A 22,797-nucleotide genomic window follows, 5' to 3' on the forward strand; every position below is an offset into this window, starting at 1 on the left:
ATCAGGGCGAGGCGCGTCCTCTGCGTGGACACCCATCCAGCCTACGTTCCCGCTGGTAGAAGGCACAATTGCGCAAGATCGGCCTTGGGGCGGCTTGGTGGAGGACAGGGGGTTCGTAATGTGGACGTCATGCCTCGTCTTTGGGATAGCACACGTTGACCCGCCCACATAACGTGGGGATATGGACGCTCTTACCAGCTGGACGCCTCATCGGAAGGGGTCACGGCAGGGCTCTCCGAACGGGTCCAGCCCACTGGTGATCAGGGAGCACGAGACGATGAACGTACAGGTTATGGACCGTGCCGACGTCGCCGGGGCCGCAGCGGCCACGGCTGTCTACACATATCCGGTGTCCCACTCCTTCCAGGTGGTCGGTGTGGTGCGCCGCCGGGCCCGCGACGTGCTGGCGGAGTGGGGCCTGCCCGAGGCCATTGGGGACGAGGCCGTACTCGTGATCTCGGAGCTGGTCACGAACGCGGTGCTGCACGCCCTGCCACCGGCCGAGCTGCGGCTCTTCCTGCACGGAGGCGTCGTACGCGTCGAGGTCGGCGACTCGGGAGCGGCTCCCGTGTGGCCGGGCAGCGCGCCCGCTTCGGACGAGCGCGGACGCGGCACCGACGTCGTCGAGGCGCTGGCGCTCCGTCACGGCGCCGACGTCGGGCCTGACTCCGCCACCTACTGGGCGGAACTGCCCGCCTGCTGATCCGATGGGGGCGGCAGGGTCAGCGCCGGAGGGTCTCGGAGGGGGACTCTCCGAACCGCTGCCGGTAGGCCAGCGAGAACCGGCCGAGATGGGCGAACCCCCAGCGATACGCGACATCGGTGACGGTCGCGGTGACCGGATCGGTGACCGCCAGCTCGGCCCGCGCGCGGTCGAGGCGCACCTCCCGCAGGTAACCCATCGGCGTCTTCTCCAGGTGACGCCGGAACCCCTCCTGCAACGCCCGCGCGCTCACCCCCACGGCCTCGGCGATGTCCTCCACGGTGAGCGGCTCGGCCGCGTGCTCCTCGATCAGCCGTACGGCCCGCTTCACGGTGGGCGGCGCGACCCTCCGATGCCCGTTGCGCAACTCGTCGATGTAGTTGCTCGGCTGGGCCATCAGAAGCTGCGTCATCAGCAGCCCCTCCAGCTGCCTGGCGACGAGCGGCTGCTCCAGCATTCCGCCACCGGTCTCGGCCTCTCTGCGGAGGAGCTCGACCACGGACCGCCAGGAACGGGCTGGGGCCCGCGTCAGGTCCATCCCCAGGGAGAAGGTGAGCGGACGGTCCGGCCGCCGCCCGATCAGCCTGCCGAGCTGGTCTTCGAGCGCCCTGCGGTCGAACCGGGTGAACAGCCCGCAGTGGCCGGCCGACCATCGCACGGACATGGGCCGGGTGAGCGACAGCACGCAGGCGAGCCCTGGCGTCGACACGATCCGTTCGGACCCGTGGGACATCGCGGCGGTGCCGATGAGCGGCACCTCGACGAGGAGATGAGTGTCGACCATCTGGGGGGTGATCAACACCTCCGTGCCGTAGTGGAGGCAGTACAGACCGACCTCGCCGAACTCGATCCCGGTCATGCAGGCGTCGATGTGAGCGCCGGACTCCACGGGACGCACCGCGTAGCGGCCGAGGGCCTCCCCGACTCTGGCCTCGGCCTCGTCGACGTCCCGGGTGCACACCCGTTGATGCGCCGCGAACGGTAGCGGCCGATCGGACATCTCCGCCTCCCCCAGCGGTCACGCGAACCGGAACGCGCGGACGTGGCGCGTCCCCCCGGACGGTCCGTCCCAGCCTACGTTCGCCCTGGTCAGGTCGTGTACCCCCGGCCCCGCCCGGGCCGGGTCAGCGCCGGAGGGTCTCGGAGGGCGACTCCCCGAACCGCTGCCGGTAAACCGACGAGAACCGGCCGAGATGGGCGAACCCCCACCGGTACGCGACGTCGGTGACGGTCACGGTGACCCGATCGGTGACCGTGAGCTCGGCCCGCACCCGGTCGAGGCGCACCTCACGCAGGTAACCCATCGGCGTCTTGTCCAGATGGCGCCGGAACCCCTCCTGCAACGCCCGCGCGCTCACCCCCACGGCCTCGGCGATGTCCTCCACCGTGAGCGGTTCGCCCGCGTGCTCCTCGATCAGGCTCACGGCCCGCTTCACGGTCGGCGGCGCGACCCTCCGCTGCCCACCGCACAAGACGTCGCTGTAGTTGCTCGGCTGGGCCATCAGAAGCTGCGTCATCAGCAGCCCCTCGAACTGCCTGACGACGAGCGGCTGCTCCAGCATGGCGCCACCGGTTTCGGCCTCGTCGCGGAGGAGCTCGGCCACCGACCACCAGGAACGGGCCGGGGGCAGCGTCAGGTCCATGCCCGAAGCGAACGTGAGCGGCCGATCCGGCCGCCGCCCGATCAGCCTGCCGAGGTGAGCTTCGAGCGCCGGCCGGTCGAAGTGCACGATGCACTGCGTGTTCCCGGCCCCCCACCGCATGGACCTGGGGTGAGCCGACAGCACGGCGGCGAGCTCGGGCGTGGATCGGATCGTCTCCCGGCCGTGGCACACCTCGGCCGTTCCGGCACACGGGATCTCGACGAAGAGGGAGTCGTCCGCGACGGGCGGCGTGATCAAGACCTCCGCTCCATAGCCGAGGACGTACAACCCGAAATCGCCGAACTGGACTCCTTGCAACCGGACGTCGAGCCGGGCGCCGGCCCTCATGGGTCGCAGCTCGTGCGCGCCGACGACCTCCCCGATCCGCACCCGGGCCTCGTCGGCGTCGTGCGTGTGCAGCCGCCAGTGCGCGGCGAGCGGCATCCGCTGATCGGACATGTCCGCCTCCCCCCAGCGGTCACGTGGCCCGAGGGGCGACCCAATCCCCCCGGGTGGGCCTTCTGTCTCAGCCTACGTTCGTCCTGGTGAGGCGCGTACGATCCGTCCCGGAGCGCCTGCCGTACCCCCGGCGCCCCGCGGCCGTCCGGTTCAGCCGCGGGCGGCCGCGTCCACCCGGGTGGCCGCCGAAGCATCCGTCGTGGGGTCCCCGGTCGTGACGGGGGCGGTCGAGCCGCGCACCACCAGTTCGGTGGCGAGCTCGACGTGGTGCGACTCGATCCGCTCCCCCGCCGCCAGGCGGAGCGCCGTACGCACCGCGACGGCGCCCATCTCCCGAAGCGGCTGGCGTACGGTCGTGAGGGGCGGCGAGGCCATCCGGGCGATCTGGGTGTCGTCGAACCCCACGATGCTGAGGTCTTCCGGCACCCGCAGCCCGCGCGCCCTGGCGGCCTCCAGCACCCCGAGCGCGATCTCGTCGCACCCGGCGAAGATCGCCGTGGGTGGTTCGGGGAGATCGAACAGCGCCGCGCCGCCCTCGACCCCGTCCTGGTAGTGGAAGTGCGCCGTCCGCACGTACCCGGGAGGTACGGGGACGCCCGCCGCCTCCATCGCGGCCCGGTAGCCGTGCAGCCTGGCCTGGGTGCAGGCCGCGGTGGCCGGGCCGCCGAGGTGGGCGACGCGCCGGTGGCCCAGCCCGAGCAGGTGCTGGGTGGCGGCCAGGCCACCGGCGAAGTTCGTGGAGCCGACGCTGGTCACCCGGGTCCTCGGGAGGTTCAGCGGATCGATCACCACGAGGGGCAGCCGCGCCCGGGACAGGGCGCCGAGCTGCCCCCCGGTCAGCTCACCGGTGACGGCGACCAGCGCCCGCCGCCCGGCCGCGACCAGCCCCCGCGCCCACCCCCCGGTGCGGTCGGCGGAGCGCCGGATGCTCACCACGATCGACGCGTCGAGCTCGGCCCCGGCCTCCACCGCCCCCTGGACGATCTCGGTCGAGTACGGGTTGAGGTCGTCGTCGAACTCCACCTCGACCGTGTCGGACGCGGCCGGCTCGCCCCGGCGCTGCGGCGGCGCGACGTAGTCGTGCTGCGCGAGCAGCGACAGCACCAGGGCACGCGTCGCCGGGGCGACGTCGCTGCGGCCGTTCAGCACCTTCGACACGGTCGCGACCGACACACCCGCCGAGGCCGCGACCGTCGCCAGCGTGGCCCGTCTACGACCGGCCGCCATCTGATCCTCCCTGTCGCGTGGCGCCGGACCCCGGCGCCGGGCTCACTTCCACGGGGGTGACCAACCGGCGGTCACTGCCGACGTGGCGGAGCGGGCCGGTCAGCCGTACGCGGCCCCGGCAGGGCAGGTCCGACGCCGACGTGCCGACGAGGACGTCGACGTCCCCGGGCTCGACCACCCGCCGCAGGTCGCGTCCGGTGAAGGCGGTCCGGTCGGTGTGGACGGTGAAGGTCGCCCGCGCGCTCTCGCCCGGCTCCAGCCGGACCCTGGCGAACCCGGTGAGCTGCCGCACCGGACGGGTGACCTGGGCGAGCACGTCGTGCAGGTAGAGCTGGACGACCTCCTCGCCCGCCCGCGGGCCGGTGTTGCGCACGCGCACCGACACGGTGAACTCGCCGTCCGTGGGCACCTCGGTCTCGCTGATCTCCAGGTCGCCGATCTCGAAGGTGGTGTAGGAGGCGCCGTAGCCGAACGGGAAGAGGGGGCTCGGGTCGAGGTTGCTGATGCCGTGGTCTTCGGCGCCGAGCGGCGGCTGGAGGTAGGTGCCGGGCTGGCCTCCGTGGCTGCGGGGGATCTGCACCGGCAGCTTCCCGCAGGGCTGCACCCGTCCGGACAGGACGCCCGCGACCGCCGCCCCGCCCTCCTGCCCGGGCATGAACGCCTGGACGAGCGCGGCGGCCTTGTCGCGCACGTCCCCCAGCGCGTACGGCCGGCCCGAGACGACCACCACGACGACCGGCGTGCCGGTGGCGGCGAGTTCGATCAGCAGGTCCTCCTGCACGCCGGGCAGCCGCAGGTCGTCGGCGTCGCAGCCCTCGCCCGAGGTCCCCTGCCCGAACAGCCCGGCGAGGTCGCCGACGACGGCCACGCACAGGTCGGACTCGCGGGCCGCCCGCAGCGCGTCCGCGAAGCCGGAGCGGTCCGCGTCCCGCCAGTCGCAGCCCCGCTCGTGGACGATCTCGGCGTCCGGCAGCTCGGCCCGCAGCGCGTCGAGCAGGCCGCGCGCCTCGATGCCGAGCCCGAGCCCGGGGTAGCGGGGCAGCACGTGGTTCGGGAAGGAGTAGCAACCCATGAACGTGCGCGGGTCGTCGGCGCAGGGGCCGACCACCGCCACCCGCCTCAGCTCGGGGCGGCCCTCGCCGAGCAGCGGCAGCGCCTCGCCCGCGTCGAGCAGGACGACGGACCGCTCGGCCAGCTCCCTGGCCAGCTCCCGGTTGTGCGCCGAGTCCAGGTCCACCGACTCCGCCCCGGCCACCGACTGCTCCGGCGTCCAGTCGGGGTCGAGCAGGCCGAGCTCGATCTTCTGGGTGAGCAGCCGGCGCGCGGCCCGGTCGATGAGGGCCTCGGGCAGTTCGCCCCGTCGCACCCGGTCGGCCAGGTGCTGGCCGAAACCGAGCGTGTCGGGCAGCTCGACGTCGATCCCGGCGGTCAGCGCCTGCACGCCGGCGTCCTCCGCGTCCGCCGCGACCTGGTGCATCGTGGCCAGGAACGCGACCGACCAGTAGTCGGAGACGACGGTCCCGGTGAACCCCCACTCCTCGCGCAGCACCTCGGTCAGCAGCCACGGGTCGGCGACGGAGGGAACGCCGTCCAGGTCGCAGTAGGAGTTCATGACCGAGCGCGCGCCGCCCTCCGCGATCGCGGTCTCGAACGTCGGCAGGATCATGTCCATCAGCTCGCGCCGGCCCATCGGCACCGGGCCGTGGTTGCGGGCCGCCCGGGACGCGGAGTATCCGGCGAAGTGCTTGAGTGTGGCGATGACCCCCGCCTTCTCCAGGCCGCGCACGTACGCCGAGCCGAGCATCGCGACGAGGTACGGGTCCTCGCCCAGGGTCTCCTCGACCCGGCCCCAGCGGTAGTCGCGCACCACGTCGAGCACGGGCGAAAGGCCCTGGTGGACGCCCACGGCGCGCATGTCCCGCCCGATGGCCGCGGCCATCCGCTCCACCAGGCCGGGGTCGAAGGTCGCGCCCCAGGCGATGGCCGTCGGGTAGACCGTCGCGCCGTAGGTGGTGAAACCGGTCAGGCACTCCTCGTGCACCAGCGCCGGAATGCCCAGCCGGGAGTGCTTCACCACCTCGTGCTGCAGCCGCACCACCTCCGCGGCCCCCTCCGCCGCGCTCACCGGGGTGCTGCCGAACACCCGGGTCAGATGCCCGAGGCCGTGGCGCACCGACTCCTCGAACGGCACCGTCCCCGCGGCGGCGAACACGTCCTGCATGGGCGCCACGTTGTGCGTGCCGGTGTCGTCCTGTGACTCGGCGATCTGCTCGTCCTGCATGTCGTTGCCGATCCACCGGCTGCCGAGCTGGCCGATCTTCTCCTCCAGAGTCATCTCCTCGAGGAGGGCCTCCACCCGGTCGGCCACGGGAAGCGCGGGGTCCTGCCACGGCCGGAGGATCCGGTCCGTCGCGGGGGTCCGATCGAGCGCCGTCATCTGCTCTCCTCAAGAAAGAGTTTCGAAACATTTCGAGGTCTGGCGGCGGATTCGCCTGAAACACAGATGTTTCACGAGATCACCAGCTAGACGCCCATGCGAAAGTACTCTACACACGGCTAACCCGGCTGTGCCGAGCGTGTGAGAGGAGCCTTGACACGCTGGTACCGCCTATCTAAATTGGCGTGCCACGCGGCTTGTGTCGAAATGTTTCGACGGGCTGACTTCAAGGAGGAGTGGGGCGGAGGCGCCCACGGTGCTGATCACGGTGTTGATCCAGTTCGCCGGCCACCGCATCCGATGTTCGGCGAGCCGCGCTCAGCCTCGGCATGCGACGTACGGAGAACAGCGTGGAGTCCAGGTCTACATCTCGCCGTGCCTTCCTTTCCCTCTCGATGGGCCTTCCCCTGGGCGCCGCGCTGGCGGCCTGCGGCACGTCCGGCCCGGCCCCGAGCGGCGGTGCCGCGAGCGGCGCCGCCGCGGGCGGAAACGGGGGCGGGGCCAAGGCCAGCTACTGGTTCCTCTCGGGCCCGCCCGGTGAGGCGCCCCGGACCGCGGCCGTGAAGCGGTTCAACCAGGCCAACCCCAACGGTCAGATCGATTTCAACGTCATCCAGAACGACGCGTACAAGACGAAGATCAAGACCGCGATCGGCGCGGGCCAGGCGCCCACCATCATCTGGGGCTGGGGCGGCGGCGGTCTGCGCAGCTACGTGCAGGCCGGCCAGGTCGAGGACCTCACCCCGTGGTTCGAGCAGAACGCCGCAGTGAAGGACCGGCTGTTCCCCGGCGCCTTCGGCGCCGCGACGATCGACGGCAAGATCTACGCGATGCCGTGCGAGACGGTGCAGCCGATCGTCCTGTTCTACAACAAGAAGGTCTTCGAGAAGGTCGGGGTGCAGCCGCCGCAGTCGTACGGCGACATCCTGGACCTGGTGAAGAAGTTCAACGCCCAGGGCATCGCGCCGTTCTCGCTGGGCGGCCAGTCCCGCTGGACGAACATGATGTGGCTGGAGTTCCTCTTCGACCGCACCGGCGGCTCCGAGGTGTTCCAGGCCGTCTTCGACGGCGAGAAGGACGCCTGGAACAACCCCGCGTCCATCGAGGCCCTGACCAAGATGCAGGAGCTCATCAAGGCCAACGGGTTCATCAAGGGCTTCTCCTCGATCACCGCCGACTCCAACGCCGACCAGGCGCTGCTCTACACCGGCAAGGCCGCGATGATGCTGCACGGCAGCTGGTCGTACGGCATCCAGCAGGCGCAGGGCGGCGACTTCGTCCCCAGCGGCGGCCTCGGCTTCATGAACTTCCCGCCGATCGACGGCGGCAAGGGCGACCCGAGCGACACCGTCGGCAACCCCGGCCAGTACCTGTCGATCTCCTCCAAGGCGACGCCCGAGCAGAAGGAGATCGCGAAGAAGTTCTTCGCCTCCGGAGTCCTCGACGAAGCCGAGCAGAAGGAATGGGTCGGCACCGGCGGCGTGCCGATCGTCAACGGCTCCGACAAGCTGTTCACCGGTTCCAAGGACGCGGAGTTCCTGAACTTCATCTACGGCGTCGCGAGCAAGGCCAAGGTGTTCGCCCAGTCCTGGGACCAGGCGCTCAGCCCGACCGCGGCCGAGGTGCTGCTGGACAACATCGCCAAGCTGTTCCAGCTGTCGATCTCTCCGCAGCAGTTCGCGACGAACATGAACGCGGTCATCGGCAAGTGACGATGTCCGCGACTACCACCGGACGGACGTCGTCCGCCGTCGCGCCCAAGGCGCGCGGCGGCGGCGTCCTGCCGTGGCTGGCACTTCCGGCCCTGCTGGCCTTCGTGGCCTTCGCGGTGATTCCGCTGATCGGGGTGCTGCTGCTCAGCTTCACGTCCTGGGACACGCTCGGCACGATCCAGCTGACCGGGCTGGAGAGCTGGCAGTCCGTGCTCTCCGACCCCGGCCTGCCGCACGCGCTGTGGGTGACGTTCCTGATCACGGCGCTCTCCTGGGCGGTCCAGACCCCGGCCAGCATCCTGATCGGGGTGTTCCTCGCGGGACACCAGCGCTACCGCGAGCTGCTCGCGGTGCTGTACTTCATCCCGCTGCTGCTCAGCTCGGCGGCCATCGCGATCACCTACAAGGCGCTGCTCGACCCCAACTTCGGGCTCGGCGCGGGGCTGCACATCGACCTGCTCACCCAGGACTGGCTCGGCGAGCCCGGCCTCGCCCTCGGCGTCGTGATCTTCGTGGTGTCGTGGCAGTTCATCCCGTTCCACTCGCTGCTCTACCAGGGCGGCGTACGGCAGATCCCGCGCTCGCTGTACGAGGCCGCGGAGCTGGACGGCGCGGGACGGGTCCGCATGTTCTTCAACATCACCCTGCCGCAGCTCAAGTACACGATCATCACGTCCTCCACGTTGATGATCGTCGGCTCGCTGACCTTCTTCGACCTGATCTTCGTGCTGACCGAGGGCGGTCCCTCCGACGCGACCCGCGCGCTCGCCCTGGACATGTACAAGCGCGGCTTCCAGGCCAACCTCATGGGAGCGGCCTGCGTGATCGGCGTCATCCTCGTTCTCGTCGGCCTCGCCCTGGCGCTGCTGCTGCGCCGGCTCGGCGGCCGCGACCCCAACGCCAGCCAGCTCGAAGGGGCCTGACCGTGACCGCGACCCACACGCCGGCGGCGGCGAAGCGCCCCACCGCGGCCCACTCGCGCGGACGCCGCCCCGCAACGCCCAGCCAGCGCCCCAACTGGCTGGGCGGGCTCATCGGCTGGCTGTGGCTGGCCGTGGTGATCATCCCGATCTACTGGATCGTGATCACCAGTTTCAAGACGCAGAGCAACTACTACGTGACCAACCCGCTGCTGCCGCCCTCCGATCCGACGCTGGACAACTACCGGCTCGTCATCGAGATGGACTTCCCGCTGTACTTCCTGAACAGCCTCCTCGTCGCCGTCGGCACGGTGATCCCGTCGGTCCTGTTCTCGTTCATGGCGGCGTACGCGATCGTCCGGAGCGGCACCGCCAGCCGGTTCCTCCGCGGGGTGAACTCGCTCTTCCTGATGGGCCTGGCCATCCCGCTGCAGGCGACCGTCATCCCGATCTACCTATTGATCATCAAGCTGAGCCTCTACGACTCGCTGACCGCGCTGGTCCTGCCGTCGATCGCCTTCGCGATCCCGCTGTCGGTGCTGGTGCTCTCCAACTTCATCCGGGACGTGCCCAAGGAGCTCTTCGAGTCGATGCGGATGGACGGCGCGACCGAGTGGATGACACTGTGGCGCCTGGCCTTCCCGCTGACCCGGCCGGCCGTGGTGACGGTCTCGATCTACAACGCGCTGAACGTCTGGAACGGGTTCCTGCTGCCGCTGATCCTCACCCAGAGCCCCGACAAGCGCACCCTGCCGCTGGGACTGGCGGCGTTCCAGGGCGGGCCGTACGGCGTGAACGTGCCCGCCGTGCTCGCCTCCGTGGTGCTGACCATCGTGCCGATCCTGGTCCTCTACACCGTCGGGCGCCGTCAGCTGCTCAGCGGCCTGACCGCCGGTTTCGGCAAGTAGGCCCCGGGGCCCTCAGTCTCCGCCGTACAGACGGCCCAGGTGGACGAGTTCCACGTCGGGCCGTCTGCCGGCGAGGCGCACCAGCTCCGCCGAGAACCCGGACCGGGCGAACAGGATGAGCCTCGGAGGTCCTGCCAAGGGGCGGCAATCATCGGGCCCGGGTTCGGCGGGAGCCGGGAGGGAGACCGGGCCGCGGGGTAGAGGCATATCGATGCCGATCACTCCCACCTCCGACAGCCTTCACGCGTCCTCGCGCCGTGCCGTAGTACGGCCCGCCGCGGCGGCGGCGTCGATCGCGCTCGCGCCGGCCCTGATGACGGCCCTGATGTTCGCCCTGGTGGCGCTCCTGGTGGCGGACGCGGGTGCGGCCGGCGCCTCCGCCCGGTCCCGCCCGCCCACCGGTCACCTCGCGGGGACCGGTGACGGCAACGGAAACGACTCGGCCGTACGTGTGGGCAACGGCTCGGGCAACCGGAACATGGTGACGATCGGCAGCAGCCGCATCAGCGGCGTCCTGTACCTGTTCTCCGCGGGGATCGGCGGCGTGAGCACCGTGCAGGGCGGCCTGTGCCGGCCCCACGGCCGCCACTGCGTGCTGACGCAGAAGGTGCGCGCGTCCGCCTCCGTGTCGCCGGACGCCGCGCGTGCCGGTCGTCACGATCGTTCCCGGCAGGGTGAACGCCGTGCGTGACCGGCCGGCCGTGCGGGTTCTCGTCCCCCTGACCATGGCGATCACGACGGTTCTGGCGATCACGACGGCCTGGTCCGTCGCGCCGCCCGCCGCGGACGCGGCGGCGTTCCCTGCCGACGGCGGCGACCGCAACGGCAACCGCGCCCTGATCCGGGTGGGCAACGGCATCGACAACACCAGCCACTTGGTGGTGGGCAGCGCGAAGAACAGCGGCATCCAGCAGCAGACGATCAGCGTCGGCGGCGTCTCCAACTCCCAGAGCACGGCCTGCCGGCGATGGTTCCGCCGCTGTGAGGCGGCCCAGAGAATATGGGCGTCGAACCAGCAGGATTCCGGGGACATTTCTCCCAGGAGGCGGCATAACGCCAAAAGGACCGCCATGCGGTCGATGCGGCGGTAATCATTTCCCGGCGGCGGTGACGCGCGCGGCCCCACGGGGTAGATGCCCGGTGTATTCCACCCGGATGCGGACACCGAGAGGGCGTAGAAGACAATGGCTCGTCACACGGCGCGAAACGCGCTCATCGGCCCGGCGGCACGCCTGCTGGCGCTGGGCGCGCTGGCGGTCGCGACCGCGGGCGTCGCGCTCTCGCCGGGCAGCGCCGCCGCGGCGCCGGGCCGGGGCTGGGGCGGCGGCGGGGGTGACGCCAACGCCTCGCGCACGCGCTGGGTGGTCAACAACGGCCTGAACAACCGCGCCTACCTGGTGGCCGGCAGCCAGCGGAACGCCTTCGGCGTCCAGCAGGTCGTCGCGGGCGTGGACGCGTCGGTCAACACACAGGCCGCCAACTGCCGGCGCCGACCCGGCTGCGGCATCCCGCAGCGCATCCACGGCAGCAACACGAGTTTCCCCACCACCCGGGGAAACGTGAATGTGGGAGGGCACTGAGCGGGCCTTGCCCGCCTCGGTTTCCGGCCCGTTCCCGCCGTGAATATCAGCCGCCTGTTCGCGGTGGGCAAGAATATGACAAGAGGCGCGCCGGGAAATCCGCCGGACCACCGCCGAGAATACGCTGTGCGCGACCCGGATCGGGATGGCGTGTACAGGACGGTGGCGAATGGCTCTTTCATACCGCGGAGCGCGCGGCGGGCGCCGGCGCGTCCCGCTCCTCGCGGGGCTGCTCTCCGGTGCGGCCATCACGCAGGCCCTCCTCGCCGTCCCCGCGGCGGCGGCCGGCCGGGCCGCGGAGGACCCTCCGGGAGGACGAGGCCCGTCCTCGATCGGGAACGGCACCCGCGACCGGAACGTCGTGTTCCTGGACAGCCCCTCCCACCTTCGTGGTCACCAGCACACCAGAGCCAGCACCGCTGGTGGCGCGAGCAACGTGGAGGACGGCTTCTGCCGCCGGGTCGCGAACTGCTCCATCAGGCAGAGCCTCACGGTCGTCATCGGCGCCGACGCCTCCTGAACGCGGGCCTCCGATCACACCGCGGTGGTCACCGCCACGTCACGTCGTCGACTCCCGCCGGTCCTTCACGGCGCGTACGGCCTCCTCCGGGGAGTCGTAGAACGCGAGCAGCTGGTCCAGGCCCATGATGTGGAAGACCCGGGCGATGTCCTGCTCCAGGCCCGCCAGGAGCAGGGCGCCACCGGCGTCGTGCGCGCGCTGGTGGGCGGCCACCAGCGTGGCGATGCCCGTCGAGTCGCAGAAGGTCAGGCTGGACAGGTCGATGACCAGGTCGGCGCCGGGGCCGAAGGTCACCTCCTCCAGGGCCGCGCGCAGCCGGGGAGTGGTGTGGTGGTCCAGGTCGCCGGCCACGACCAGCACGCGTGGTTCCGCGCTGCCCGGTTGAAGGGTGACGGTCAAGCCGTGATCATGCTGCACCTTGGCTCCCGGAGAACGATGATCGGGTGGCGGGCGGGACGGACAGGGCGAGGACCGCGGCGTCGTCGGACACTCCCTCGCCCAGGTCGGTGATCAGGTCGTGCACCGTGTCAAGCAGTGCGTCGGCGCTCGTCGGCCCGGCCGCGGCGAGGTAGGCGGTCAGGCCGTCCTCGTCGAGCATAGAGCCGGTCTCGGTGCGGGCCTCGGTAAGGCCGTCGGTGTAGAGGAGCAACGCGTCCCCGGCGTTCAGACGCGCGCTGACCTGGGCGAAGTGCGGGTTGCGCAGGATGCCGATCAGTTGCCCGCCGGCCGGGTGAATGGGTTCGACCACCCCGTCGGCCCGCACCGCGAGCGCCGGGGGATGGCCCCCGGTGGCGAGCGTGACGCCGAACCCGTCGCCGTCGGGTTGCAGGACCCCGAAGACCGCGGTGCAGTACGGCGCCGGCATGTCGCCGCCCGCGTGCTCCTGCTGCAGCACCGCGTCGAGATTGGCCAGCACGGCGTGCGGATCGGCGTCGTACACCGCCGCGGCGCGCAGGGTGTAGCGGACCAGTGAGGTGAGGGAGGCCGCGCCGGCGCCCTTGCCGCAGACGTCGCCGAGGAAGAACCCCCACCGGTCTCCGTCGAGGGGGAACAGGTCGTAGAAGTCGCCGCCGACCTCGTCGGCGGACACGGGGTGGTAGGCGGCGGCCGCGCGCAGGCCCGGCACCCGGGGCAGCGCGGGCGGCAGCAGGGTCCGCTGCAAGGTGCGGGCCAGCCGTTCCGCGCCCGCGCGGAGCTGCCGTTCGATCTCCACCGTGCGCTGCGTGACCAGCCGCACCTGAAGCTCGTCCATCACGAGGCCGGCCAGGTCCCGCAGGCAGGCGAGCTCCTCCTCGCCGGCCTCGCGCGGACGGGTGTCCATGACGTTGACGCTGCCCAGCGGCTCACCTTCGGGCGTCACGATCGGCGCCGCCGCGTGGAACCTGATCCCCGGCTCGCCGCGCACCGCCGGATCGCCGGCGGCCCCCGGGTGCAGCCGGGCGTCGGAGACGGCGTGCGGGCCGTCGTGCCGTACGGCCGCGGCGCACAGCGACTCCACGACCGGGGACTCCACGACCGGGGACCCCACGATCGGGGACCGGAAGATCGCGGGGCGCGCGGGCGGGCCGTGCGCGGCGATCACCCGGACGCGGTCGTCCCCGACGATCGTCACCGTGGCGAAGGGCGCGTGGAAGATCCTCGCGGCCAGGGCGGCCACCCGGTCGAACGCGCCGCCTGACGCGGTCTCCAGGGCCGCGTAGCGGCGCACGGCCTCCTGCCGGCGCGCCTCCTCGTCGGAGTCCGCCGCCGTGGGCCTGCCGGGCGCTTCCTCGACCGTGCTGACCTCGGGCTCCTTCCTTGCCACCGGGGCGCGTACTTAGGGGGCCCGCGTCACCCGTGAAACGTTTGCCCTATCCTACGGAACCATTGAACTGTTCCTTCCCTGACCTGCCGGACTCGCCCGACAGGGCGGCACGACACCCGGGCCGGCCCGCGGCGGCCCGGCCGTCGAGGGAGAAGACGCGTGGGCGACGAGCAAGCGACGGAACCGATGTCCGCCGAGGACGGTCAGCCAGTGGAGCTCCTGTTCCCCGGCGGCAGCGAGATGGCGCGGCGGATGCGCGCCTATCCGTGGTCCGGGACATCCATGGGAGACCCGGACACCTGGCCGGCGAGCCTCCGCACCGCCTGCCGGATCTGCCTCACCTCTCGTTTTCCCATGATCGTGTGGTGGGGCGAGGAGCTGCGGTTCCTCTACAACGACGCCTACCTGCCGCTGCTCGGGTCCAAGCATCCCGCCCTGGCCAAGCCGGGCGACGAGGTCTGGACGGAGATCTGGCACACGATCGGCCCGATGCTGCGCTCGGTGATGAGCTCCGGCGAGGCGACCTGGTCGGAGGACCTGCTGCTGCCGATGAACCGGCACGGCTACTGGGAGGAGACGTACTGGACGTACTCCTACAGCCCGCTGCACGACGACGACGGCGTCGTGCGGGGCGTCTTCACCGCGGTCAGCGACACCACGGAGCGGTTCATCGGGGAGCGGCGCCTGGCGGTGCTGCAGGACCTCGGGGCCCAGGCCGGGCAGGCCCGCAGCGTCGCCGAGGCGTGCCGGCTCGTCGCCGAGGCGCTGGAGCGGTCGGGCGCCGACGTGCCCTTCTCGGCGATCTACCTGCGCCGCCCCGGCACGGACGACCTGACGCCGACCGCGACGAGCCCGCGCGACGCGAGCGTCTCCCCGCTCCCCGGCGGCCCCGGCGACTGGCCGGTCGACCAGGTGCTGCGCACCGGGGAGCCCGTCGTGGTGACCGACGTGACGGAGCGGTTCGGGGCGTTGCCCTCGGGCGGCTGGCAGACCCCTCCCACGCAGGCCGTGGTGCTGCCGCTGGCCGGTGAGACCGGCGGCGGGACGGTCGGGGTGATGGTGCTCGCCGCCGGCGCGGGCCGGGCCCTCGACGAGGCGTACGAGTCGTTCCTCGGCCTGGTGGCGCGGCAGACCGCCGCCCTCGTCAACGCGGCCGTGGCCTACCAGCTCCAGCAGCGCCGCGCCGAGGAGCTGGCCGAGCTCGACCGGGCCAAGACGGCGTTCTTCTCCAACATCAGCCACGAGTTCCGCACCCCGCTGACCCTGATCATGGGACCGGTGGAGGAGCTGCGCACCGCGCTGGCCGGGGACGGCGCGCGGGTGGGCGAGGACCGGCTGCGCGCGGAGCTCGACGTCGTCCACCGCAACGGCCTGCGGCTGGGCAAGCTCGTCAACACCCTGCTGGACTTCTCCCGCATCGAGGCCGGCCGCATGCGGGCCCGCTACGAACCGGTGGACCTCGCCGCCGTCACCACCGACCTCGCCGGGGTCTTCCGCTCGGCCGTCGAGAAGGCCGGGCTCGCCTTCGAGGTGGACTGTCCTCCCCTGGACGAACCGGTGTACGTCGACCGGGGCATGTGGGAGAAGGTCGTGCTCAACCTGCTGAGCAACGCCCTGAAGTTCACCTTCGACGGCTCCGTCCGGGTCACGCTGCGCGCGGAGGACGGCCACGCGGTGGTCACCGTCGCCGACACCGGCATCGGGATCTCCCGGCACGAGCTGCCCCGGCTGTTCGAGCGCTTCCACCGGGTCGACAGCGCGCGGTCGCGCTCGAACGAGGGCAGCGGCATCGGGCTGGCGCTGGTCAAGGAGCTGGTGGGCCTCCACGGCGGCACGATCACCGCCGAGAGCGCGGAGGGCTCGGGCACCGCGTTCACCATCCGCCTGCCCTTCGGCTCGGCGCATCTGCCCTCCGACGGCCTGGTCCCGGTGCGGCCCACGGACACTGAGCTGACGACCACCGCCGCTCCGTACGTGGAGGAGGCCCTGCGCTGGCTCCCCGAGGGGCCGGAGTCGCGGGAGGACGAGGCCGAGACCTCCGCGGCCGCTTCGCCGTCCGCGGACGGGCCGCGGCCACGGATCCTGGTCGCCGACGACAACGCCGACATGCGGGACTATCTGCGGCGCCTGCTACGGCCCGCGTACGAGGTCGACGTCGTCACCGACGGCCAGGCCGCGCTGGAGGCCGTCCGCGCCGACGCTCCCGACCTCGTCGTCAGCGACGTGATGATGCCCCGCCTGGACGGCCTGCGGCTGGTGGCGGCGCTGCGGGCCGACCCCCGCACCGCCGCGGTCCCGGTCCTGCTGCTGTCGGCCCGCGCGGGACAGGAGGCCGGCATCGAGGGGCTGGACGCGGGCGCGGACGACTACCTCGTCAAGCCGTTCTCCGCCGACGAACTGCTGGCCCGGGTGCGGGCCACCGTGGATCGGGCGCGACTGCGCGCCCACCACCTCCGGTGGCACGCCGCCATGATCGAGTCGTTGCAGGAGGCGTTCTTCGTCGCCGACGAGAACGGCGCCGTCATCGAGGTCAACTCGGCGTTCGCCGACATCGTCGGGTACGGCCCCGAGGGGCTCCCCTATCTCCCGCGTCATCCCTGGCTGCCGGCCGAGGCCGACGACCCGGTGACGTACCGGAGGCTCGCGGAGGCGTACGAACGGGTGACGAGCCACGGCAGCGGAGGCTGCGTGGTGCCGCTCCGCCACAGCGACGGGCACCAGATCTGGGTGGCGGCCACCTTCGTCGCCGTCGCGGACCCCGGCACCGGTGAGCGCCGGCTTGTCGGCACCCTGCGCGACGTCACCGCCGAGCACTATCTCGTCCAGCGGGAGACGGCCCTCGCCGCGCTCAGCGTGCGCGTCTCCGAGGCGGGCAGCGTGTCCGACGCGCTGACGGGGGCGCTGGAGGAGCTGCGCGAGGTCTGGCGGGCCCGGGACGTGACGGCCGCCCTGTGGCACGGCGAGGCGGAGCCCGCGCTGTTCCGCGCCTGCCTCGCGACCGAGACCGAGATCGGGACCGGGACCGGCTGGCTCGACCTGCCCGCGGAGTTGCGGGACAGGCTCGCCGAGCTGCGCGACTACCCGCCCCTGCGCCCGGTCGCGAGCGAGGCGGACGGCGCGGGCATCAGCCTGGAGCATCCGGCGGGCATCCTCACCCTGTGGATCGATCTCGGCCAGAACCGGCCCTTCACGGCCGAGGACCAGACGCTGCTCGCGCTGCTGACCGGTCATCTGGGCCAGGGCCTGCACCGGGTGCACCAGCTCGACCAGCAGCGTGAGGCCGCGGTCGCCCTGCAGCGGGCCATCCTCGGCCCCTCCCACCTGCCCGCCGGCTTCGCCGTACGGTACGAGCCGGCCACCCGTCCGCTGGAGGTGGGCGGCGACTGGTACGACATCGTGCCGCTGCCGGACGAGCGCATCGGCATCGTGGTGGGCGACTGCGTGGGGCGCGGCCTGGAGGCCGCGGCCGTCATGGGTCAGCTGCGCAGCGCCTGCCGGGCCCTGCTGCTGCAGGAGGCGGGGCCGGCGCAGGTGCTGACCGCCCTCGACAAGTTCGCCGCCCTGGTGCCCGGCGCCCGGTGCACGACCGTCTTCTGCGGCGTCCTCGAAACAACGACCGGCCGTCTCGTCTACTCCAGCGCCGGGCACCTGCCGGGCATCCTGGCCCATCCCGACGGCGGGACCGAACTGCTGGAGGGCGGGCGCTCCACACCGCTCGCGGTGCGGCCCGGCCATCCCCGGCCCGAGGACGTCCGCACGATGCCGGCGCGGTCGACGCTGCTGCTCTACACCGACGGCCTCGTCGAGCGCCGCCGCAGCCCGCTGACCAGGGGCATCGACCAGGCGAGCGCCGCCGTGCAGGACGGCCGCTCGGCCCCCATCGAGGACCTCGCGACGCAGGTCATGCGCCGGATGGCGCCGGACACCGGTTACAGCGACGACGTCGCGCTGTTGCTGTACCGCCAGCCCGCGCCGTTCGAGGTGGCCTTCCCCGCCGAGTCGAGCCAGCTCGCCCCGGTCCGTACGGCCCTGCGCAACTGGCTGAACCGGTGCGAGCTGAATCCCACGATGATCCAGAACATCCTGGTCGCGGCGGGCGAGGCCTGCGCGAACGCGATCGAGCACGGCCACCGTGACGCCCCCGGGCGCACCGTGCGGCTGCGGGCGGTCGCCACCGCGGGCGATCTCTACCTGACCGTGGCCGACAGCGGCAACTGGAAACCCCCCAGACCGGAGGCCAACACACACCGCGGCCGCGGAGTCGCCCTGATGCGCGCCCTGATGCAGCGCGTCACCATCCGTCCCGGTGCCGCCGGCACCACCGTCGACATGCACACGAGGATCCCCCGATGACGACTCCCCTGACCATGGCTCCGTCCCGCCGCCCCGACGGCACCCCGGTCCTCACCGTCAGCGGCGAGATCGACATGAGCAACGCGGCCGAGCTCGACGCCGCGCTGTCCGGTGCCTCCGTCGACGGCCACGCCCTGCTGGTCGACCTCAGCGAGGTCGAGTACCTCGACAGCGCCGGGCTGACCGTGCTGTTCGCGCACGCCCCGCGCATCGAGCTCGTCGCCAACGACCTGCTCGCCCCGGTGCTCACCATCTCCGGCCTCGTGCAGGTCACCACCGTGCACGGAATGGAGTCCTAGACGGCGGGCGGGGGCCAGGCGTCGCCCCAGACGACGTCGCGCGCCTCGCGGTAGACCTCGCCCTGCCGCTTCGAGACGGGGTGGTCGGCGAGACCGTCACCGGTCGTGCACAGGCGCAGCGTCACCAGCCCCTTGCGCTTCAGCGGGTGGCGTACGACGCGGCTCTCGGCGCGCGGCCACGGCCGGGCCGACGCCGCGACATAGGAGAACTTCTCGTCCTCGAAGCTCAGCGTGCCGTCCTTGACCCGGCGGTGCAGGGCGCTGCGGTTGAGGCGGACCGCGAAATGGCACCAGTCCTGGCCCTCCCGGATCGGGCACTCGCCGTCGTGCGGGCAGGGCGCGACGATGTGCAGGCCCGCCCCGGCCAGCAGCCGCCGGGCCGCGGCGATCCCGGCGTACCCGGCGGGCGTGCCGGGCTCGATGATCATCAGCATGCCCCCGTGCCGCGCCGACTCCAGCGCCAGGGACCGCACCACGTCGTCCCGGACCGCGGGCGACAACTCCCCGAGCACGTACGACATGGTGACCAGGTCGGCCGCGGGCGCGGCCGTCCCCCGGTCGAGCACCGTCTGCCGCCAGCGGGCCTCCCGTACAGCCGCCGCGGGAGAGCGGGCGGCCAGCCGCCGGCCGAAGGCGATGGCGGAGGCGGACTGTTCGAGCACGGTGACGTCCGTCAGCCCGGGCCAGACCGCGTTCGCGGCCCACACCGCGCTGCCCGTCCCGCCCCCCACGTCGGCGTGCGTCCGCGGCGCGAAGCCGGGCGCGAGCATGGCGACCTGGCGCAGCGCCGCGGCCACCGCGCTGTAGGTCGCCGGCATGCGGTAGCCGGCGTACGCGGCGACGGCGGCCTCGGAGCCCAGCGCGGGGACGCTCCGGTCGAAACCCTCCCGGTACTGCCGGATGAGCGCCGATACGTTTCGCGTCAGTTCGGGCACGGGAAAGCGGCCGAGCGACTCTTCCAGCGCGTCGTCGAGGGCATCGGGAAGGGCGGACACGCCGTTCATGATGCCCCGCCCCCGCTCACGCTGTCGAAACGACGCCTCACGCGAGCCGTACGGTGACCGTGTGGGAGGCGCCGGCCCGATCCGCCAGCCGGCCGAAGACGAGCGTGAGCCGGGCCCCCGTCCGGGCGCTGTCCAGGAGCGGATGCGGGTCCACGACCCCGGCCACCGGGTGGTCCCACGTCACCGTCAGCCCGTCGAGCTCACGCGGTGTATCGGCCCGGGGATCGGCCACCGTCACCGTCGCCGTGCCGTCGCCCAGGTCCCGCACGAGGACCGCGCACGGATCGGAGGCGGCCAGGCCGCCCGCCCGTCCCCCGGCCCAGAAGGCGACCGCGGTGATCCCGAGTGACGGCACCGCGATCCCCTGCTGCGCGGAGGTGTTGGCGAGCACGCGGGCCCAGCCGGGGTCGGCGGCACGGGCCCGCGTCGCGGCCGGGCCCGCCCCCGGCATGAGGTGGTAGACGTAGCCGGCCGCATCAGGGTCCACGCCGTGGTCCAGCCAGATCGTGGCGTACGACCGGCTGACCCCACCCGCCGTACGGGTTTCGCGCAGCGTCCGCAGAGGCTGCCCGGGGGGCAGGACATAGCCGCCGTGGCCGTCCAGATGCGCCCACCCCGCCACGGCGTCCACGGTGAGGGCGGCGCCGGTCCTGCGGTTGTCCACAACGGTCTCGACCGGCACGCCGTCCCGGCCCGTGATCCCGGCGCCGAGGCAGACGACCGTGTCGTCGAGGAAGAACCACGACTTGAAGGCCTCAAGGGTGCTTTTCAGGCCGTACAGGTGCTGGCCCACGGCCGCGTACGCGCCGTCGGTGACGCCGCCCACCCATTCGGCCGGCGGGCGGGTGTCGCCCCACGCGCCGCCCGCACCGTCGGGCAGGCTCAGCGTGGAGACGGTGGTGCCCGGCAGCCGGTACGGATCAACGGTGGGCCAGAAGGAGTCGGAGTACTGGTCGCCGTGCTCCCGGCCCCACCAGTAGAGCATTCCGGCGCCCGTGTGCCAGCCGCGCGGGTTCTCCCCGTTGCCGTGCTCGTAGTGGGCCACCCGTGAGGAGGCCATGCTGAGCGCCGCGCACCAGCCGGGCCGGCGGTGTACGGCGCGGGCGCTCACGGGGAACAGGCGGTGCCCGGGGGGCTCGGGTGCCGCCGGTGTCGTCTCGTCGCGCAGCACGGCCGCGAGCCGCGCGTGGAACGCCGGATCGCCTCCCTCGGCGGCCCGGAGCATGGGCTTCGCGGTGTCGCGCGCCGCCCAGCCCTTGACCATGCCCCGCCAGCGGGCCCGGTCGGCGGCCGGGGCCGTCTCCGCCAGCAGCAGGATCGCGGCGGCGATCTCCCTGCCGCGCGCGTGGTCGCCGTACGGCCGTCTGGCGACGCCGCGTCCCCGTACGAGGTCCATGAACGCGCCGTCGTGGACGAACGGCGCGAACGACCTGTCGACCGCGTCGAGGACGTTGCGGAAGGCCGGGTCGGCGATCTCCCACGGCGTGCCGCGCAGCACCGCGGACAGCGTCGCGAGGCCGGTCAGCGCCACCACGCCATACCCTCCCTGGTAGGGGACCGAGCCGTGCTGGATGAACGAGCCGTCGCGGTAGAACCCGTCGCCCTCGGTGACGTACCGGAAGACCGGCGAGAGCGCGGAGACGGCGAGCGCGGCCCGGCCGGGGTCCGCTCCGGCGATCGCCCGCAGCAGCGTGACCGTGCACAGGTCCACCCGGTTGGCCCCGGTGCTGTTGCCCGCGTAGTCGTCGAGGCGGCCCGGGGGAACGAAGTTGTCCACAGCCTCACACAGCGCACCGGTCTGACCGCCCGTCAGGTGTGGATTGGCCAGCAAAGCCGCGTCGAGGAGTGCCCTCGGCGCTCCGATCTGCCAGTCCCACCAGTTGCCGGTCTGGCCGACGTCCGCGGCGTACACGTGGCGCACGTAGTGCTCGATCCCGGTGGCCACGGCCGAGCCGAGGCCCGGCTCGGCCGTCAGCCCGGTGCCCGGCAGCGCGTACGCGCGGGCCATGGCACGCAGCCGCGCCGGGGTGGCGCCGAGGGACGGGAAGGGCAGGTCCGGCCAGAGCGACCGGCCGGTGGGGGTCATGGCGTCGCGGTGCAGGCGGGCCTCCGCACCCAGCCGCGCCAGCCGGCCCCGGTACGGCTCCCGCGCCGGATCGAACAGGCCCGCGCCCAGCGTGACCTCCCGCCAGCGGCGGCCCAGCATGGCCAGATCCTCGACACCGGCCTCGGTGCCGGGTCCGGTCTGGGGGTCACAGGCCGTCAGGAGGACGGCGAGGCCGCTGAACTGGAGAAATAATCGCCGGGAAGGTCCCTTCACGCGTAGATTATCCGCGCGATCCGCCGCTTTCATCGATCTTCGGCAGACATCTATGGGAGCGCTCCCAAATGACGTACCTTTCTTCTGCCTTGTCACCGGGAAAGGGAGCGTGTTGTGAGACGAGTGTTATCCGCGGCCGGTCTGGCCCTGCTGCTGCCGCTGACGGCGACCTCGGTCGCCTCCGCCTCAGGAGGTCACGGCGGGCACGGGCCGGGGACCTGCGCGAAGAAGGCCGCGCTGTTCTGCGAGGACTTCCAGTCCCTGCCCGTCGGCGGCGCGGCCAGCCTCAAGTGGGGCGTCGACACCAAGCACGGCACGCTCACCGTCGAACCCGCGGGGGGCGGCCAGAAGGTGCTGCACGTCCACACCGAGGGCAACGGCCGGGCCTTCCTGAAGGTGGACGACTTCGCCCCGCCCGGCAACGGCTTCTACGGCCGCGTCCGGCTGCGCGTGAAGGCGTTCCCCACCGCGCCCGACTGGGCGCACTACACGCTCGTCGAGGCCACCGGCGCGGGCCCGGAGATCGTCCGGCCGCTCGGCGGGCAGTACGTTCCCACGCTGGGCAAGGACCTGTGGGGCGTCGGCGCGGACGGCGGCCCCACCGGCGACTGGACCAACTGGCGCGAGTCAGCGCCCTCCCGGGCCGGCGTCTGGCAGTGCGTCGAGTGGCGGATGGACCCCGCCGACAACCGGATCTCGGTGTGGTTCGACGGCGTCCCCCAGCCCGATCTGACCGTCTCCACCCGCGCCCACGGCGGCAACGACACCGACTTCGTCTTCCCCAGGTTCGACACGGTGAAGCTCGGCTGGCAGCTCTACCAGCCGAACCCCGCTCCCTCGGCGTACGACCTCTGGATGGACGACATCACGCTGAGCACCGGCCGCGTCGGCTGCGCCTGATCCCGGAC

General features: G+C 72.3%; 20 protein-coding genes. 11 read left to right on the forward strand and 9 right to left on the reverse strand.

Features of this window, described 5'->3' with window-relative positions:
* Positions 1–277: 277 nt before the first annotated feature.
* On the forward strand, positions 278–703 hold the full coding sequence (locus HHX40_RS24345) for an ATP-binding protein (protein ID WP_220499503.1): 426 nt from the start codon (positions 278–280) through the stop codon (positions 701–703).
* A gap of 19 nt (positions 704–722) precedes the next feature.
* On the opposite strand, the gene HHX40_RS24350 is transcribed toward HHX40_RS24345, so the two are convergent.
* The 4 genes from HHX40_RS24350 to HHX40_RS24365 form a co-directional block, all read right to left on the reverse strand.
* The gene (locus HHX40_RS24350; RefSeq protein ID WP_182882460.1) at positions 723–1,703 is read right to left on the reverse strand and encodes an AraC family transcriptional regulator; all 981 of its coding nucleotides are present in this window, start codon (positions 1,701–1,703) and stop codon (positions 723–725) included.
* Between the two features lie 124 nt (positions 1,704–1,827).
* Positions 1,828–2,805: an AraC family transcriptional regulator gene (locus HHX40_RS24355; protein WP_182882461.1), complete on the reverse strand. Its 978-nt coding sequence runs from the start codon at positions 2,803–2,805 to the stop codon at positions 1,828–1,830.
* A 150-nt stretch (positions 2,806–2,955) separates the two neighbouring features.
* On the reverse strand, positions 2,956–4,032 hold the full coding sequence (locus HHX40_RS24360) for a LacI family DNA-binding transcriptional regulator (protein ID WP_182873130.1): 1,077 nt from the start codon (positions 4,030–4,032) through the stop codon (positions 2,956–2,958).
* Positions 4,016–6,469 (reverse strand): glycoside hydrolase family 3 N-terminal domain-containing protein, encoded by a 2,454-nt coding sequence (locus HHX40_RS24365; protein WP_182882462.1) that lies wholly within the window; start codon positions 6,467–6,469, stop codon positions 4,016–4,018. The genes HHX40_RS24360 and HHX40_RS24365 overlap by 17 nt, the downstream gene beginning before the upstream one ends.
* 395 nt (positions 6,470–6,864) lie before the next feature.
* Between HHX40_RS24365 and HHX40_RS24370 the strand changes: the two genes are divergently transcribed.
* From HHX40_RS24370 to HHX40_RS24380, 3 genes are read left to right on the forward strand one after another with little or no spacing between them, the layout of a single operon-like run.
* Positions 6,865–8,181, forward strand: coding sequence for an extracellular solute-binding protein (locus tag HHX40_RS24370; RefSeq protein WP_220499504.1), 1,317 nt, complete (start codon positions 6,865–6,867; stop codon positions 8,179–8,181).
* A 2-nt stretch (positions 8,182–8,183) separates the two neighbouring features.
* Entirely contained in the window at positions 8,184–9,104 is a 921-nt protein-coding gene (locus HHX40_RS24375; RefSeq protein ID WP_111701151.1) for a carbohydrate ABC transporter permease, read from the forward strand.
* Between the two features lie 2 nt (positions 9,105–9,106).
* Positions 9,107–10,009: a carbohydrate ABC transporter permease gene (locus tag HHX40_RS24380; RefSeq protein ID WP_182873134.1), complete on the forward strand. Its 903-nt coding sequence runs from the start codon at positions 9,107–9,109 to the stop codon at positions 10,007–10,009.
* A gap of 12 nt (positions 10,010–10,021) precedes the next feature.
* On the opposite strand, the gene HHX40_RS37095 is transcribed toward HHX40_RS24380, so the two are convergent.
* Positions 10,022–10,147 carry a hypothetical protein gene (locus HHX40_RS37095; RefSeq protein WP_259403889.1) on the reverse strand — a complete coding sequence of 42 codons (126 nt, stop codon included), beginning with the start codon at positions 10,145–10,147 and terminating at the stop codon, positions 10,022–10,024.
* Positions 10,148–10,220: 73 nt separating this feature from the next.
* On the opposite strand from HHX40_RS37095, the gene HHX40_RS24385 reads away from it, so the two are divergent.
* The 4 genes from HHX40_RS24385 (at position 10,221) to HHX40_RS24400 (ending at position 12,109) form a co-directional block, all read left to right on the forward strand.
* Positions 10,221–10,700, forward strand: a complete 480-nt coding sequence (locus HHX40_RS24385; RefSeq protein ID WP_182882464.1) for a hypothetical protein — start codon at positions 10,221–10,223, stop codon at positions 10,698–10,700.
* Positions 10,693–11,100, forward strand: coding sequence for a hypothetical protein (locus HHX40_RS24390; RefSeq protein ID WP_182882465.1), 408 nt, complete (start codon positions 10,693–10,695; stop codon positions 11,098–11,100). The genes HHX40_RS24385 and HHX40_RS24390 overlap by 8 nt, the downstream gene beginning before the upstream one ends.
* Positions 11,101–11,193: 93 nt before the next feature.
* Positions 11,194–11,589 carry a hypothetical protein gene (locus tag HHX40_RS24395; protein ID WP_182882466.1) on the forward strand — a complete coding sequence of 132 codons (396 nt, stop codon included), beginning with the start codon at positions 11,194–11,196 and terminating at the stop codon, positions 11,587–11,589.
* Between the two features lie 169 nt (positions 11,590–11,758).
* Positions 11,759–12,109, forward strand: a complete 351-nt coding sequence (locus HHX40_RS24400; protein ID WP_111697667.1) for a hypothetical protein — start codon at positions 11,759–11,761, stop codon at positions 12,107–12,109.
* Between the two features lie 39 nt (positions 12,110–12,148).
* On the opposite strand, the gene HHX40_RS24405 is transcribed toward HHX40_RS24400, so the two are convergent.
* Together HHX40_RS24405 and HHX40_RS24410 are read right to left on the reverse strand one after the other, a co-directional pair.
* Entirely contained in the window at positions 12,149–12,508 is a 360-nt protein-coding gene (locus tag HHX40_RS24405; RefSeq protein ID WP_220499505.1) for an STAS domain-containing protein, read from the reverse strand.
* A gap of 7 nt (positions 12,509–12,515) precedes the next feature.
* Positions 12,516–13,913 (reverse strand): PP2C family protein-serine/threonine phosphatase, encoded by a 1,398-nt coding sequence (locus HHX40_RS24410; protein ID WP_182882467.1) that lies wholly within the window; start codon positions 13,911–13,913, stop codon positions 12,516–12,518.
* 159 nt (positions 13,914–14,072) lie between these two features.
* Between HHX40_RS24410 and HHX40_RS24415 the strand changes: the two genes are divergently transcribed.
* Together HHX40_RS24415 and HHX40_RS24420 are read left to right on the forward strand one after the other, a co-directional pair.
* Positions 14,073–18,266 carry a SpoIIE family protein phosphatase gene (locus HHX40_RS24415; RefSeq protein ID WP_310738255.1) on the forward strand — a complete coding sequence of 1,398 codons (4,194 nt, stop codon included), beginning with the start codon at positions 14,073–14,075 and terminating at the stop codon, positions 18,264–18,266.
* Positions 18,263–18,565, forward strand: a complete 303-nt coding sequence (locus HHX40_RS24420) for an STAS domain-containing protein (protein WP_182873140.1) — start codon at positions 18,263–18,265, stop codon at positions 18,563–18,565. The genes HHX40_RS24415 and HHX40_RS24420 overlap by 4 nt, the downstream gene beginning before the upstream one ends.
* Here the strand turns inward: HHX40_RS24420 and HHX40_RS24425 are convergent.
* Together HHX40_RS24425 and HHX40_RS24430 are read right to left on the reverse strand one after the other, a co-directional pair.
* Positions 18,562–19,560: a small ribosomal subunit Rsm22 family protein gene (locus HHX40_RS24425; RefSeq protein ID WP_220499506.1), complete on the reverse strand. Its 999-nt coding sequence runs from the start codon at positions 19,558–19,560 to the stop codon at positions 18,562–18,564. The genes HHX40_RS24420 and HHX40_RS24425 overlap by 4 nt on opposite strands.
* A gap of 46 nt (positions 19,561–19,606) precedes the next feature.
* Complete coding sequence (locus tag HHX40_RS24430; protein ID WP_310738256.1) at positions 19,607–21,889, reverse strand: polysaccharide lyase 8 family protein; 2,283 nt, start codon at positions 21,887–21,889, stop codon at positions 19,607–19,609.
* Between the two features lie 114 nt (positions 21,890–22,003).
* Between HHX40_RS24430 and HHX40_RS24435 the strand changes: the two genes are divergently transcribed.
* A complete protein-coding gene (locus tag HHX40_RS24435) occupies positions 22,004–22,789 on the forward strand; it encodes a hypothetical protein (protein WP_182882470.1) in 786 nt (261 codons plus the stop codon).
* The last annotated feature ends 8 nt before the right edge of the window (positions 22,790–22,797 follow it).

The organism is Microbispora sp. H10949 (assembly GCF_014161435.1).
Classification (GTDB): Bacteria; Actinomycetota; Actinomycetes; order Streptosporangiales; family Streptosporangiaceae; genus Microbispora; species Microbispora triticiradicis.